Here is a 14,599-nt window from a genome sequence, read left to right as displayed (position 1 = left end):
TAAAATATTCACCGACAAAGCTATGCAAAATATACGAAATAACAACAGATATACGTGATAATTGCAACAAAAAAGAGGATACATCAAAAGAGAGACAGGGCACAGAATACGCAGAATTTACAGCTTTCGGACAATTGTTGAATAGTTGCTAAATAACTAAATTTTCGCCCGCCTTTCCTGTTATACCTTCCTGATCAATTTCAATTTAGCACTATTCTTCCCCATAGGATCATACCCTTCAATGGCAGCAATATAATACAAATCGCCATTTAGTTTGACCAATTTACTTCCATCCATCTGCTCATACTCATCAGGGCTTAAATAACACTCCACATAAGTGTAATTACTATCATCGGTTGCAATAATATTAAAGTAAGTGGTCAATATCGAATTCGGATTATTATAATAATCTAATGTTAGAATATTCTCGCGACTCACACCCGATTGTAAATGGGGTAACAATAGATCTGTTTGCTCATCATGATTGTTCCATATTATTCCCACATTATAAAGCTCATCACTCTTGTACCAAAAGCGTTGTGAATAATTGGTATAAAGCTTTTTTACCATCTGTGCATAATCCTCACTGCCTTCGTTCCATATTTCCTTATTTGTAATTACAGGTAATTCCAGTTCTATTGTCCCCATAATATCTTCGCCCTCACCATCTCTGCCTGTAACGATATCTTTAATTATCTTCTTAAACCAATTGTATGAAAAGTTAGAGGTTTGGGGAACTACCTGACCGTCCAAATTTCCGGTAAAAAAACTACCTCCACCGTCTTTATTACCGGCATCTGCTTTTACGTATCCCTCTTCTTCTTCATTTATTTTGAAGCCGATCTTAAATTCGGAGGGTAACCCCAATGGCTCATTGGTACGCCGGGCAATACTTGCTTTATTGTCCAGATCGATTAACGAAGGTATAGAAACCGCATGTTTTGATTGCTTTACATTCAATTCGAACTTACCGTCTTCGGGCTGAGTTAGTTGAAGATTAAAAGCTTTACAGAAATTATCGAGCCATTCGTCAATCTTCTGTTCAGATGGAAGAAATTTAAAAAGATTTATGTAATCTTTCTTGAAGTCCGAAGAATCATTCCAATTCATTGGAGCTGTACCCGTGCCTTTATTATTGACCGTTATCCATTCAGGGTTAGTTCTAAAAGGCTCTACATCAAGCGTAAAATCTATATCATGAACCATCCAACCCTCATTGCCTTTGCTGTGACCGCTTGATGTTACGCTTACCAAGGTCAAATGTTCCCCCTTATCCAGCCACACAATTTGATTCAGTTTCCCTTTGCCCGTCATACTATCTATATTTTCAATACGGTTGGGAGCATCCTTCACGATAACGTTAAAAAGATTAGTCAAGCTATCAGCCTCAACACTCTCCGATTCTTTATCGGGGTCTGTGCCCTGTATCTTCTTATATCCCGGTGAATGAATGGCTGAGTAGATTTTATTTTTCTGCGAGAATTTATTATCCCAGCTCCATCCATGTTTGATAGCCATAATACGATTATACCTGTATTCGAAAGGAGTATCTAAATCTTCCTCCAGTGGATTAGGGGCTAATTCTTTATCGTAATAGTAGGGTTTAATTTCACCATTGGTAATTTTTGATTTGCCATATTCTCCCCATCGAAAACCTGACACCAATTTCATATTTTGCAACGGATCTATCATTTGGATACAATTGCCATCGAAAACACCTTCATTACAGCCTCCGGGAACAGGAAAATAGCGGGTCATCTTACTGTCGTTATTTTGTGGCAGATTGTCCCGATAAAGGGTAGCATCAAATTTCAGATCATCAATATCAAAACTGCCTTCACCAAAATCTCTCAGAAGTTTTACCTCATAGCGGCTATTGGTAAAATCATTCCGCTTCACTTCCTCATTCAGTGTCTGTGGAGTAGTATTAAATGGATTATTTCCACCAATATACTTATATCCGTTATCTGACTCGGTAAAGGGATCGCTCCTAACCTTCAGATCAACTTCCAATTGTATTTTATACAAACCCGATTGAGGTATGGTTATATGAATATTTTTACGATCATCTTTAAATTTTGCAACTTTAGTCGAAGATTCAAAAATATTGGTTCCTCCATCTTTAATATACTCTATATCTATCATCGAGCTACCGAACAGATTAGCTGTATAGAAATGATTCCATCGCCCTCCATCGTCATTTCGGTGAAAATAGTGTTCAAATGTCTTTGTATTGTTTTCGTCTTTTTTGAAATTCGTCCAGCTTCCTTTTATTCTAAACTTACCTAAATGTCCCCAATTCCATTCCTGCTGATAATTTGTTTGATTTTGATACGACATATATAAATTAGCCAGACGGGCATCGTCAAAAGCATTCCCTCCTATATGATATTTATTGCCTTCTCCATCTTTGTAATAATTAAAGATATTCTTAATGGCCTCCAGACAGTTTATGGATGGTGGGAAATCCTGAATACCCAAACGCACGTATTTATCCCAATGGGTTTTGCCCGAATAATTCCCTTCTCCATCTTTCGGCACTTTGGGCAATAAGCCGTACAAAACCAGTGGAAAGATACATGCAGGGCGACCTTTGTCGGAATTGTATTTATTCAGCATATCAACCATTGCCAGAGATCGTCCCTCATTCTGGGGATCGCTTAGATCGAGTTTCCACTCCCCCTCTATTTCGGTCATCTTTTTATCACCAAAGATGTCTTTTATAGTCTTCTTGACAGGCACAACCAAGTTGCCTTTATAGCTTCCATCGATGTCTATTTGACTGATTTTGAATTGTCCGTCAAAAATACGGATACTATCAACATAGAGTTGAGCTGTATAGATATGATTAAATTTATTTTTGACCTCTTCGACATTGGCATACCCGAATATGGCATCGTTTGTAGGAGTCGAGGGAATGGTTATCGAATAGCTATATTGTGCATCTTTGGTGTTAAGTTCGGAGGGATTGATCAGTACCCGATTGAGGCGGACACCTAATTTTTCAGGGCTTTGAATGTCGCAAAGCTTCTTATTAATGTAAAGTTCTATATTAGTCATAATATGTGTATTAAAGTCTGTGTATTGTTTAGGTGAATGAGTAGTTCAATATATATGTTCTTTTAAATTATTTGTTTTTCTACGCGCAATCGAAGATTGCTTGTATTCCTTTTGCCCAAAGCCGCAAAAGGAATCAAAAAGGCTTTGTGCTGCGTGGCTCGCCTGTCTGATTTTAGCTTGCAGCCTAAACTAAACCTACTGCCTTATGGCACGTTTAGTTTTACGCCTGCTTCGCTTGTCAGCCAACGGCTACTCCACTGATGCACTCGAGCTGACGCACGTAAATCGCTTTCGTCGGTCAGGTTTCCGACCTTGTCGGTTGCACGGAGCACCCGTAGGGCGAATAAAAGCGTTAAGAAACAAAAGGATATTATCTATAAATGTTTTCTTTTGTTTTAGCTTTCGAGTCCGTAGCGGGTCGGGTAAAAGGCACAGTCTTGATCTTTTGTTTCGTTTTGCATCAAGGCAAAATGAAAAACAAACCCGATAGGGTGCGTTAGTAAAAGGTAAAAGAACACTTATTTTCAACCAATGATTGACATTGTTTATATCTTAGTATTGAATGTATCTGTATAATGATATTTCATCTCTACCTGATACAGCTCGTCTGTCGAATTGTATTTCAGCGACATATCATCTATCAGGATATATCGTTTTGTACTAAGTTCATACACGGCGGGCGAAGCACTCATTTGTCTCAACCACTCTACATTTTCTTTTGTGATGGGCGACGTTTGCACTATTTTCTGCTCTTGTACACTTTTCATGGCTACCGATTCTATTTCGGACTGTATCGCAAAATCGGGCTGTAAAGTTTTATAAATGGTGGTAGATGCAATTTTAAACTCAGACGAAAAACCACCTCCAAAATTCATGGTATCCCATCCTCCTAATTGATTGAGGAATACAAAATCATTCACCTCGTTAAGTACTTCGGGAAGTATACGGAAAGAAAGTGGCGTCGAAATAATTATCTCGGGTTCATCAATACCTAACGATTTGCTCTTATGCCATCTGCACAAGGTGACATCTATCCGTCCTACTGTTTTGCCATTGTACATGGGCAAAAACTGATCGAGTTGAAGCAATGCTGTATTTACTTTGCTGAAACTACTTTCCGGCTGCCCCCGTTCGATATGAGTCTTTATGAGGGTTCCCGATTGGGTATAAAGCTTGTAATGCAATCCGATAAACGGCAGCGGATTATCTCCCCCTACAGGTATGGGCATCATCCGATGGTATTTATGTATGAAGTTGAAATATTGCTTTTGCCCTTTGATATGTGTGCGGATGAAATTGGTTGTTAAAGGTTTTACCTTAGTAAATTCACCTGCATAAAAGTCCTGTGAAAAATCGAGAATATAGGAATCTCCGGATTCATCTTTTTCTAAATTGATCGGATTCAATGTATAATTATATCCGTTCAAAACATAGAGTGGAGACGAATAGTAAAAGGGCTCATGAATTGCACCGCCAGTACGTTTAGCTATAAAACGATAATCGGTCATCGTATCGGCATTACTCCACAGTTTAAAACGGGGGTCTTTCTCATCCAACTCCAATTCGGTAAGAAAAGCGGAGGAATAGGCAACCTTTTTACTGAGCAATGTACTAAGATCAAACCACAATGGCTTTCCGAAATACGACTTAGAGAGTGTAGTCAGATAATTACCCATATGAGAGGGTACATCGGTACTACCGGGAAAAACCTGATGATCGGTATATACATCCAAGTCAACCCGATAGGCTCCTGTTCCATAGTCGATGGTATCGGCAGATACTGTGGACGATATATCCACCTCATTAATAACAAAATGAGGCCCTGTGATTTCAACTTTCAAGGCTCGATTTGGCGACTTTATAAAGCAATTATAATCGCCTAAAGTAATATCCAGATGCGAGAGCAGGGCACTATCTTTCTTTAATACCGAGACAATATTCGCCATACTAGCCTTATAGCTTTCACCAAAAGTTTCGTAAGCAGCAATTGGTATAAGCAAATAAGTATTGTCATTAGCTTTAAGAGGGTCAAGTGTCCCATTCCACTTACGCTCATATATCGTATCAGATCCTTGCGTAATTTTAATATTCAACCACCCCATTCGATCTACAACATCTTCGGATGTTGCTATCATATAAAAATCAAGAGCATACTGATAGTAAGGGCTATATGTAGTATAACTAACCCCGATAGAAACCCCATTATCAATAAGTTCAAACTGATATTGAGAATCGTATCCTTTCGCTACAATATACAGTATATTATTTTCGATTATATCGCCATCCTCATTTAGCTCCGTCCCTACAGATATGTCAAAATTGTTTTCTAGAAAAGGATTCTTGAACAAACACTCTTTTATGTTCTGTGTTATCAGCTTGATAGCTTCTCTTTGTGACAATAGACGCCCTCCTTCGAGACTCGATTTGGAAGGTATATAGAAAATAGTATCGGAAACTTTCTTTTTATCGTAAGTTCCGTAAAATGAATATATGGCTCCGCTCTGTTTTTCTACTATCTTGAAACTGTAATTATCACGTGCATCCCATTCCTGCCCTACAAAAGTATAGGTATCGAGCACCTCAATACTCCCTTTCATTTTCTGACGGTTTGCAGTATTGCCTTTACTACTGAATACTACAAAGTTCGGATTATTAGCCAATGCGATTTCGGAGGGTTCGACTACCGAAGCGATCTCTTTATTACAATAATATCCCATGCTTTATCTCTTTTATTGAATAGATAAAAAAGACATGATGGTAGCATATATCAAAAAGGAGCACCTCTTTGATAAGATACTCCCTAACAGTAAAACAGAAACTAAAGACACAAGCCTCTTTACGGTTTTTACTCTTTATGCTTTTTTTCGTTCTTTTGCTCTATAAGATAAGCCGCTAATAAGCCCAATCCGCCAAATAATGAAACGCTTGCCAGATAGATTATAGCCACCGAATCGGAAATATTATTCTGAACATTCCAGTCATAACTCGCAAATGCAGGCTGCATAGAACTTGTAAGCGAAAATTCCATAAAGAAACCGACAAGAAGCCCCAGCCCCACTCCAACCAACAATAAACTGGCTCGAAGCGGCCAAGATGAAGGCAGTTTTACTTCCGGTCTATTCAACAACGGCAGGCTGAATTTATTGGCAAAGACCGAAGGATCGACGTTATTTTGCAATTTATCGATGATAGACATTCTTTCTTTCCGGCGGACAAATAATTCAAATAAACGGTATATACCTAAGGTAATAATACCGACAACAAAAATAGGGACTAATACATTTTGCATATTCTATACTTTTTATTCGTTAAACATTTCCTTGTTTGCCTATTTTGACGCAACACATTCCGAAAGGTTACAAACTTAAGCAAGTAAATAAAAAAAATCGTATTAAGTAAAAGAAAATAATTCATGATACGAATCAATAGTTGAAGTAAATGTTCTTTTTTTCTAACGCACCCTATAGGTTTGTTTTTCATTTTGCCTTGATGCAAAACGAAACAAAAGATCAAGACTGTGCCTTTTGCCCGACCCGATACGGTCTCGAAAGCTAAAACAAAAGAAAAACGTTTAACGAACGATATCCTTTTGTTTCTTAACGCTTTCTTCATCCTGCGGGTACCCCGTGCAAACGCCAAGGTCGAGAAGCCTGACGGACAAAAGCCATTTGCAGGCGTCAGCCCCGGTGCATCAGTGGCACAGCCGTTGACTGACAAGCGAAGCAGGCTTAAAACTAAACGTACCGTAAGGCAGTAGGTTTAGTTTAACCTGTAAGCTTTAGGTCAGACAGGCGAGCCACGCAGCACAAAGACTTTTTGATTCCTTTTGCGGATTTGGGCAAAAGGAATACAAGCAATCTGTGATTGCGCGTAGTAAAATAAATGTTAGAAAAAAAGAACATTTATCCATATCATTAAATATTTTTTCACTTAACAAAAACAGAGTTTGTTTGTTATAATTATTATATAACAGAAGTGTTTTCAGAAATGGAAGATTATAGAATTTTTTTAGGAACCAAAAGCGAAACATGGCAGGAGGCTATCGCCCGATTTAAAAAGTTTCGCGAAGTTGAAATGAAGGATTATTTCTCTTCGAAAGATTATCCCTATCGCTTTGTGGATAACAGAGCGTATGCGTACCATTCGACAGGGAAGGTGCAGGCGTCTTATATTGCCGATTTCGAGAAAAGAAGGGAAGTGACTGTACCCGAAGAACTCATCACTCTTTTATCTGACCATGGTCCATTTACCATTGGCGATAGTTTATTGGAAATATTTGGAGGCAATAACGAAGAAGTGATTCTTACACTGCCCGAAATATTGGCAAAATATGGACATGCCGGTTTTGTGGATCAGATAGGAGGAGGAATGTTGAGGTCATTAACCGGATTTTATTTTTTCTTCGGAGTTAGTTTTCCTGACAGCGACGAAATGTCTTTCCTTTATTTCAGTAAGGCAGGCAACTTTGGCAAGATGCTTTTTGCAGGCAATAATCCGTCGTTGGTACTTCAGAAAGTACTACCCTCGATGTTTAATGGAAGTATAGATAAATACACACTCGATACTCTGATCAGTGGTCAAATAGACCGGGTAATTATAAATGCATTGACTGTTAAGGGATATATCGGCTAATAGATATGAGATTAGGTCTAGGCACTCCGTTTTTCTTATGACTATATTGTGGTTATAAGAAAAACAAAGTACTTAAACTATGTGACTATATATTGCTGTTTTGCTTACCAAAGCAGCAAGCAGTTATGTGAACTTCATATTCGATATTTATTGATAAATCCACTTGATTATAAATAATTTTTATTCTTTGAAAATCTTTGTCGGGATATGAATTAAGTACGTTGAACTTCACTATCTTTGTGCCGATTTTATAAAGCAATATTTTCCTGTGAGATTAGTAGATAATTTAGGTTATACAGTAATACATAAACTTGCAAAAGGGGGTTATGAAAACTAAGGTTTTAGTTGTTGCGGTAACGCTTGTACTGGTTGGATGTAAAAATCCATCCAATGATGCTCAAAAGGTAGAAAATCTGCCCGTTGATACTGTGATGGTGGTAGATACTGCCGCACAAGTTATTGAGGAAGAACAAGCCATACGATTTATCAAAAAACATGTTCTCTCGGAGAAAGACCTGTATACCGACTATGATGGCGGCAATCAGCTGGCGGACTTTTTTGTGATAGAGCTTATCGACAAAGATACGTTCCTCAAAAACAGAGTTTCGGCAGTGGAGTATTTTACGCTCGATTCTACATCTATTAAAAAATATAAAGGAGTATTGCGTTTGCCCTGCGGTAATGGAGCCGTAACTCTAACCGATAACCTGTCGGATGGAGAACATCATAAAGAATTCAGCTATGTGGGACAAGTAAAGGCTCTCAACGCATACCTCATATCAGGTATTTACTGGGAAGACTGGAACTATTTTATGGTCGAAAAGAACGGCGGCCGTACCATACAGACTTTTGCTAACTTTCCGTACCTTTCGGCTGACGAACGTTTCATTGTGAGTGTAGATGTCGATTCGTTCGAAGGAGCTGCATATATCGACCTGTATGAGGTGAGCAACAAACGCTACATTGACCCGATGATAGGTATGTACATCAAAAATTGGATTCCGATGGGTAACGACAAAATGTATTGGAGTACCGATAACTACCTTTATATGGCTGTCCTCAGTAATCAGGACTATTGGGCTGCCGAAGGAAACTACACGGGGCTGGATCAATACATACGCCTGAGACCTGTTGCTTAAAGTTGAAGATTTTTGACTTTAACTAAAAAAAGATATTTAATGATATATTTTAAAATATAACTAACCATTACTGAGTCATTTACAAAAAAAACAAATAGCTCTGCGAATTTAAATAATAAAGTGTGCCTAAGGAACTCAAACCTTAGGCACACTTTTTCTATATCATTTAGCCATATCGGCAGGCTATGCCCCTGCAATATCTTTAACTTGTGCAATACTGCTTTGCGTATTGGCAATATCTACAACCGATACTACGGGTTGAAAATTGATCCGTGAAATGGCTTCCAGAATTTTATTGTTGTCGGGAGCCGTTGCCGAGTCTATGACTTCGAGATTGGTCAACTGTCCGCCCTGTTCGTACATATGCTTGATGGTGTGCTGCTGCACGGTGCTTGCCTGACCGTTTCGTGCGAAAAAGGTGGTAAGGTCGGCGGGAGACAATTCCTTGCGTTGCGTATTGATATACTCAATCAAGCCCAGATTCTTACGGGTCGATACGCGGTTAACCACAAACTCATCGCCTTCTACTTCGATGTTGCTTCCCTCGATACGCATTCCGCCTTGTGAGTGACGCTTGCCCCGAAGCAAACCTCCGTCTTCGAGTTTGTCCCATTCCTGTTTCATCTTGACAATTTGTATTCCTGTGGCTAATGCAGTAATACCAGCCATAATAGGTCCCAAGATAGGTCCCATGCCCCATGCCTTGATGATTGCCGCTGCCTGATTGGCGGTTGCTTTAGCAATCTCTTGTACCTTGTCTATTTTAGCTTGCTGCTTTTTCTTTCGGGCAATCTGTTTGTCGATTTCTTCTTTTTCTGTTTCGGCTTCTTTTTTCTGTTTAAGCAGTTCTGCCTGAGCTTCCATTTCGCGAGCCAATTGTTCCTGCACTACAATTGCCCGTCCGCCAGTGGCTGTTTTGGCTTCTTCTTCAAGGCTTTTTACTTTTCCCGTGTGTTCTTCATATGCTTTGGTCTTTTCGGCAATCACTTTGACCGTTTCTTCCTGGTCTTCTTTTAAACCCGTTATTTGTAAATCGAGAAATCCTTTTACTACACCACCCATAGCACCATATACCTCTGTCCATTTGGTGTGGAAATCGGTTATCTTTTTCGCCAATTCATCATAATACAACTGTGTGGCAGCAGTAATAGTTTTAGTAGAATCGTTTACAGCTTGCTGATCTTTGATTATCTGTGCATTAATAACAGATAACTTCTTTTTCTTTTCTTCGAGAATAACGGCCTCTCCTGTTGATCCTTTCTCGAATGCTTTTGCCATTTCGTCGTAAGCTTCGCCTACACGTTTGGTTTCGTCTTTTGCTGCTTTAGTATTTTCTAAACGGAGATTTTTTATATGCTCGTAATTTTCTTTTGTCTCCTTTAACTTTATAAAATTGAATGTCCGACCTGCTTCGGTATTGCGTTCTATGGCAGCAGTTTCTAAATCGGAGATGCGTGTATTGCGTTCGGTTTGTAGTTTTTCTTCTTGTTTGATATTCTCTTTTTGAATAACTAAATCGTGAAGATTTGCCTCTTCTTTGAGATCACTAAGGTTTTTGAGTTCTTTGATGAGTTCTTTAGCTTTATCCTTTGGTATTACTTTTAAAGCAGTATCAAGTTCTCCTTGTATATTCTTGTTACTTTGTATATAAGCTTTTTGGTAAGCTTCTTTTTCTGCTAATGTTTTCTTTAATTTTTCGGCATCATCCCGATATAAGTTTTCTTGGAGAACATAGTAATTTGCATATAGCTTTTTTGATTCCTCGGTATATTTAATTTCATCACCGAATTTTTTTGATAAATTTTCCAATTCTTCTGTTCGTTTTTTATAGGCTTCAAGATCAGCTAAACGAGCTTTAAGGAATTCGGGTTCTTTTAGATTTTCTCTGAATTTTTCCACATCTTTCAGGCGTTGTTTCTCCAGTTCTTTAAGGACTTTTCCCTTTTCAATCATACTTTCTATAGTAATCGTTTTTATATCCTCTATTTTGGATTTTTCGATCTGAACTTCTTTTTTAGCTGCTTTTCCAGTTTTCTCAACTTGTTTTTCGATATTTGCTTGTATTGTACTGATAGCCTCTGTATTCAATCTCTGTAAAGTACCAACAGCAGTAATCAAAGGTTGCAATCCATTGACTGCTGCTGCAAGGTTATCTATATTTTTACTGAAGTCCGATACTACTTGTGATGCTTGACCGAAAGCCTCTGATATTAAGGTTGATGTTTTAGAATTACCAATCTGTTTATCAATTGTACTAAGTCTTTCGCTTAGTTTTCCTAAATCTTCATATGCTTTGTCTATTCCGTCTATCTGAATAATAAAAGTCTTATTATTAGCCATATCTTTTTATCTTATAGATAAAAAGGTTTATAGTTATAACTGTGTTTTTTATTTGTCATAATTGTGTTGAATATCGACAGGAATATATTCATTATTGTTAAAACTTTTCAAATTTCTTCCTCCTATATGCGTAATATTCACATCCACAGGTGCAGCTTGTGTAGAAGTAGGTATAGGAGTAGGTGAGGTTGCAGCAGTGTTTGCTTTTGCTGTCGGTATGACTTCAAATTCCTTTAGTAAGTTTACAGTAAGGCACACAGCAATAACAGTAAGAACAGTTTTTGTATACAAGTCAGTTTTCATAATCTAAGTTTTTTATGTTAATGTTTTCTATTGTATGTATACAAATATAGACTATTCAGATTATGTAAGGTTTAATGGGGGAAATAAAAAAGCACTATTTGTAGTAGTGCTTGTGAAAATTACCGATAAATCAGAAAAGCTACGAAACGATTCGGTCAGTTTTGTGGAGAATTTGCTATTTACTATCGCTTTATCTAAATTAGATAAATCCTTGGCTATTTCTTTTAGTTTTTTATCTCCGTCTATTTTTACATCTATACTTAAGGTCTTCTTATTATTAGCCATCTTTTTCTATTATAGATAAAAGATGGCTAATACTCATTTCAGTTTTTATTTGTCTTTATTTTCCCTGATAGTTACAGGTAGCCCATCATTATAATAAAGATTAAATTCTTTGCGATATGGTCCATATTCAGGAGAACCGGGTAGGTAGTTTGTTATAGGCACACCACCCAAATGCGAAATATTTACATCTACAGGAGCAGCTTGTGTAGCAGTAGGTAATGTAGCAGGTGAGGTTGCAGCGGTGTTTGCCTGTACGGTGGATATTACACTTGTGTTTTGAAATATCAATACACCTAAGAAAATAGCGATAATAGTAAGAACAGTTTTTGTATACAAGTCAGTTTTCATAATCTAAATTTGTTATGTTAATGTTTTCTATTATTTGTATACAAATATAGACTATTCAGATTATGCAAGGTTTAATGGAGGGTAAATAAAAAAGCACCGTTTTTAGCAGTGCTTGTAATTTTTTTTACCCCGTTGATATAGAAATCAAATGTCATTTTCTTATTTGCTATCTTTTTCTTTTATAGATAAAATGGAGAATAAGAGGAATTTTATTTGTCTGAGTTTTTCTGAATTTTTACAGGAATACCATCATATATACTAATTGACTTTCTATAAAGTATGGGTTCCCTATTATTATCATTTGTAGTTATTGGCACACCTCCTATATGCGAAATATTTACATCCACAGTTTCATTTTTTATAGCTGTTGGTTGAGAAGTTGCAGCGGTGCTTGCTGTAGCTGTAGATACAAAATTCACAGTTTGGAAAGCAATCGCACTTAATGCAATAGCAATTACAGTAAGAACCGTTTTTGTATACAAGTCAGTTTTCATAATCAGTGAAAATTAATAGTTATTATTATTTATCTTGATTTTCTGTAATTTCAAAAGCGGTAGTGGAATTACTGTAAATATCGCCGTCGGTCAAACTGTCGATATGTAAAGTATTCTTTTCCCACAATACACTTTCGGTAGTTGTAACAGCAGGATATGTGGGAGGAACATCCGCATTGAATCTTGCCGAATATATGGCTTCCATATTTTTCAGATAATTGGCTATAAAGGGTATAGATCTCATAGCAGAGGTGAGTCTCGAAAATAAGCCTGTTTTCATAATCATGTGTATTAAATGGTTACTATCGCTCGTATACAAATATAGACTATCCGACTTATCGAAGGTTTAATCAGCAGGAAATAAAAAGTGTTAGTAGTGTGTTGGTAGAGGAAGCGGCAATCGGTTTATTTGTCACGATTCTTTATCATTTCGACCGGAATTACATATCCGTTGTAATTATCCTCCAAAGCACAACCGTTGATGTGTGTGATGTTCACATTCAAAGGGTGGTTGGCGGACGAAGGCGGGACTCGTCGTGAAGAAGGATTTGACCTGGTGTTTAATTTTACTCCAAACACTTTTAGCAGGTTCACGGCAGAGCGTATGGCGATTACGGTAAGGACAATTTTGGTGTATACATCTGTTTTCATACGGGGCGATTGTGTTAAAGGTTACTATTGCTGGTTTCAGTTATAGACACGTTGCTTCGGAAAAGGTTTAATGTTGCTTGCATAACAAATCGGGAAAAAGAGATTAGCGTTTTCTGTAACGATAAAATTGTTTGAAAATCTTTATGCCAGAGAATGTGTAGGTTATAATTTTCTCTCGAAAAAAAATATATGAAAAAATAAAAAAGGGAGATTAGTGGTGAAAAAAATAATACATTTGTTTTTTTTAATGAAAATATCAATCATTTAGACAATCGACTATGAAAAGAAAACCACTTAAAACATTACCCTTGGTTTTGGCCACTTCTATTTTATTGGCAAGCTGTTCGAGTACAACCATGATTACTTCTTCGCCCAGTGGAGCAAAAGTATTTTTGAATGGTGAGGCTGTAGGAACAACTCCTTACAAGTACAGTGATACTAAAATCGTAGGGGCAACTACAAATGTTAAGCTCGAGAAAGAAGGTTACGAGACTCTTAATACAAGTTTTTCGAGAAGCGAAAAGGCCGATGTCGGTGCAATTATCGCAGGATGTTTTGTGTTAGTTCCTTTCTTGTGGACTATGAAATATAACCCTCAACACAATTATGAACTGCCTCCATTGGCTGGGACAAAAGTAGAGGAAGCGAAAAAAAATAGTGATTCTGCAATCAAAAGTAAATCGGAAGAACTGAGAAGCTTAAAGCAACTTTTGGATGATAAGGTGATTACTACCGAAGAGTACGAAAAAGAGAAAAAGAAAATTTTAGATAACTAATTTTTTTCGGTTTAAAACCAACTGACGTCTTGCTTTGTTTTCGAAGCGGGACGTTTGTTTTTTTGAGGGTTTCGATTTCGGGTAAATTGGTCAGCATTTTCCGTAACGATAAAATTAGTTGAAAAACTTCCACCTTGGGGGACTATAGGGGGAAGTATTATTTCTTCTTCTTTCTTTTCTTTCTTAAAGTTTGGGTTGTCGGTGGGTTACCTTTCGGTTATTCAGCGGGTTCGATACTGAGTTGTTATCCTTTATAAATATTTAATTCTTAAGCTTCTATTTGGGTTGTCGAGTGGGTTATTTGGTGGGTTACTGCTTATTTATCGCCGATAGAACTTCTATTTGATAAGGACATAACAAAGGCAAAGTGAATGTATGGCAATTCACCCCGACCAATATATAATTTCGAATAAAAAAAATAAAAAGCAGACCAACGATATACTCAATTTTGCCCGGTTTCACCAAATGCAGTTATGATTAGAGACTGCCTTAGAACTCCGGAAGTATCCGTGCTTCAAAAAATTTGTCTGCTCGGTGGATAGATAAAAAAGTTTCTCGTTTTTTCTCTTTC

General features: G+C 37.4%; 14 protein-coding genes. 4 read left to right on the top strand and 10 right to left on the bottom strand.

Annotation, left to right across the window (positions count from 1 at the left end; translation table 11 throughout):
* Positions 1-180: 180 nt before the first annotated feature.
* From G7050_RS11925 to G7050_RS11915, 4 genes are all read right to left on the bottom strand, one after another.
* Positions 181-3,060 carry a hypothetical protein gene (locus tag G7050_RS11925; RefSeq protein ID WP_166115652.1) on the bottom strand — a complete coding sequence of 960 codons (2,880 nt, stop codon included), beginning with the start codon at positions 3,058-3,060 and terminating at the stop codon, positions 181-183.
* 203 nt (positions 3,061-3,263) lie between these two features.
* Positions 3,264-3,392 carry a hypothetical protein gene (locus G7050_RS17935; protein ID WP_255499120.1) on the bottom strand — a complete coding sequence of 43 codons (129 nt, stop codon included), beginning with the start codon at positions 3,390-3,392 and terminating at the stop codon, positions 3,264-3,266.
* A 213-nt stretch (positions 3,393-3,605) separates the two neighbouring features.
* Positions 3,606-5,777 (bottom strand): hypothetical protein, encoded by a 2,172-nt coding sequence (locus tag G7050_RS11920; RefSeq protein WP_166115650.1) that lies wholly within the window; start codon positions 5,775-5,777, stop codon positions 3,606-3,608.
* A gap of 128 nt (positions 5,778-5,905) precedes the next feature.
* Positions 5,906-6,349, bottom strand: coding sequence for a DUF6249 domain-containing protein (locus G7050_RS11915; RefSeq protein ID WP_166115648.1), 444 nt, complete (start codon positions 6,347-6,349; stop codon positions 5,906-5,908).
* Positions 6,350-7,047: 698 nt separating this feature from the next.
* Here G7050_RS11915 and G7050_RS11910 point away from each other — a divergent pair.
* Together G7050_RS11910 and G7050_RS11905 are read left to right on the top strand one after the other, a co-directional pair.
* Positions 7,048-7,692, top strand: coding sequence for a hypothetical protein (locus G7050_RS11910; RefSeq protein WP_166115646.1), 645 nt, complete (start codon positions 7,048-7,050; stop codon positions 7,690-7,692).
* A 326-nt stretch (positions 7,693-8,018) separates the two neighbouring features.
* Entirely contained in the window at positions 8,019-8,831 is an 813-nt protein-coding gene (locus G7050_RS11905; protein ID WP_166115644.1) for a hypothetical protein, read from the top strand.
* 183 nt (positions 8,832-9,014) lie between these two features.
* Here the strand turns inward: G7050_RS11905 and G7050_RS11900 are convergent, their stop codons facing one another.
* From G7050_RS11900 to G7050_RS11875, 6 genes are all read right to left on the bottom strand, one after another.
* Positions 9,015-11,171 carry a hypothetical protein gene (locus tag G7050_RS11900; protein ID WP_166115643.1) on the bottom strand — a complete coding sequence of 719 codons (2,157 nt, stop codon included), beginning with the start codon at positions 11,169-11,171 and terminating at the stop codon, positions 9,015-9,017.
* Positions 11,172-11,219: 48 nt separating this feature from the next.
* Positions 11,220-11,474 (bottom strand): hypothetical protein, encoded by a 255-nt coding sequence (locus G7050_RS11895; RefSeq protein ID WP_166115641.1) that lies wholly within the window; start codon positions 11,472-11,474, stop codon positions 11,220-11,222.
* A gap of 60 nt (positions 11,475-11,534) precedes the next feature.
* Entirely contained in the window at positions 11,535-11,759 is a 225-nt protein-coding gene (locus G7050_RS11890; protein ID WP_166115639.1) for a hypothetical protein, read from the bottom strand.
* A 45-nt stretch (positions 11,760-11,804) separates the two neighbouring features.
* Positions 11,805-12,107, bottom strand: a complete 303-nt coding sequence (locus G7050_RS11885; protein WP_166115637.1) for a hypothetical protein — start codon at positions 12,105-12,107, stop codon at positions 11,805-11,807.
* 209 nt (positions 12,108-12,316) lie between these two features.
* Positions 12,317-12,601, bottom strand: a complete 285-nt coding sequence (locus G7050_RS11880) for a hypothetical protein (protein WP_166115635.1) — start codon at positions 12,599-12,601, stop codon at positions 12,317-12,319.
* A gap of 25 nt (positions 12,602-12,626) precedes the next feature.
* The gene (locus tag G7050_RS11875; RefSeq protein ID WP_166115633.1) at positions 12,627-12,881 is read right to left on the bottom strand and encodes a hypothetical protein; all 255 of its coding nucleotides are present in this window, start codon (positions 12,879-12,881) and stop codon (positions 12,627-12,629) included.
* Between the two features lie 207 nt (positions 12,882-13,088).
* Between G7050_RS11875 and G7050_RS11870 the strand changes: the two genes are divergently transcribed.
* Positions 13,089-13,298, top strand: a complete 210-nt coding sequence (locus tag G7050_RS11870) for a hypothetical protein (RefSeq protein WP_166115631.1) — start codon at positions 13,089-13,091, stop codon at positions 13,296-13,298.
* 232 nt (positions 13,299-13,530) lie between these two features.
* Positions 13,531-14,028, top strand: a complete 498-nt coding sequence (locus G7050_RS11865; RefSeq protein WP_166115629.1) for a PEGA domain-containing protein — start codon at positions 13,531-13,533, stop codon at positions 14,026-14,028.
* The last annotated feature ends 571 nt before the right edge of the window (positions 14,029-14,599 follow it).

The sequence above is a fragment of the Dysgonomonas sp. HDW5A genome (assembly GCF_011299555.1).
Taxonomy (GTDB): domain Bacteria; phylum Bacteroidota; class Bacteroidia; order Bacteroidales; family Dysgonomonadaceae; genus Dysgonomonas_A.
This window is presented reverse-complemented; position numbering and strand designations above follow the sequence as displayed.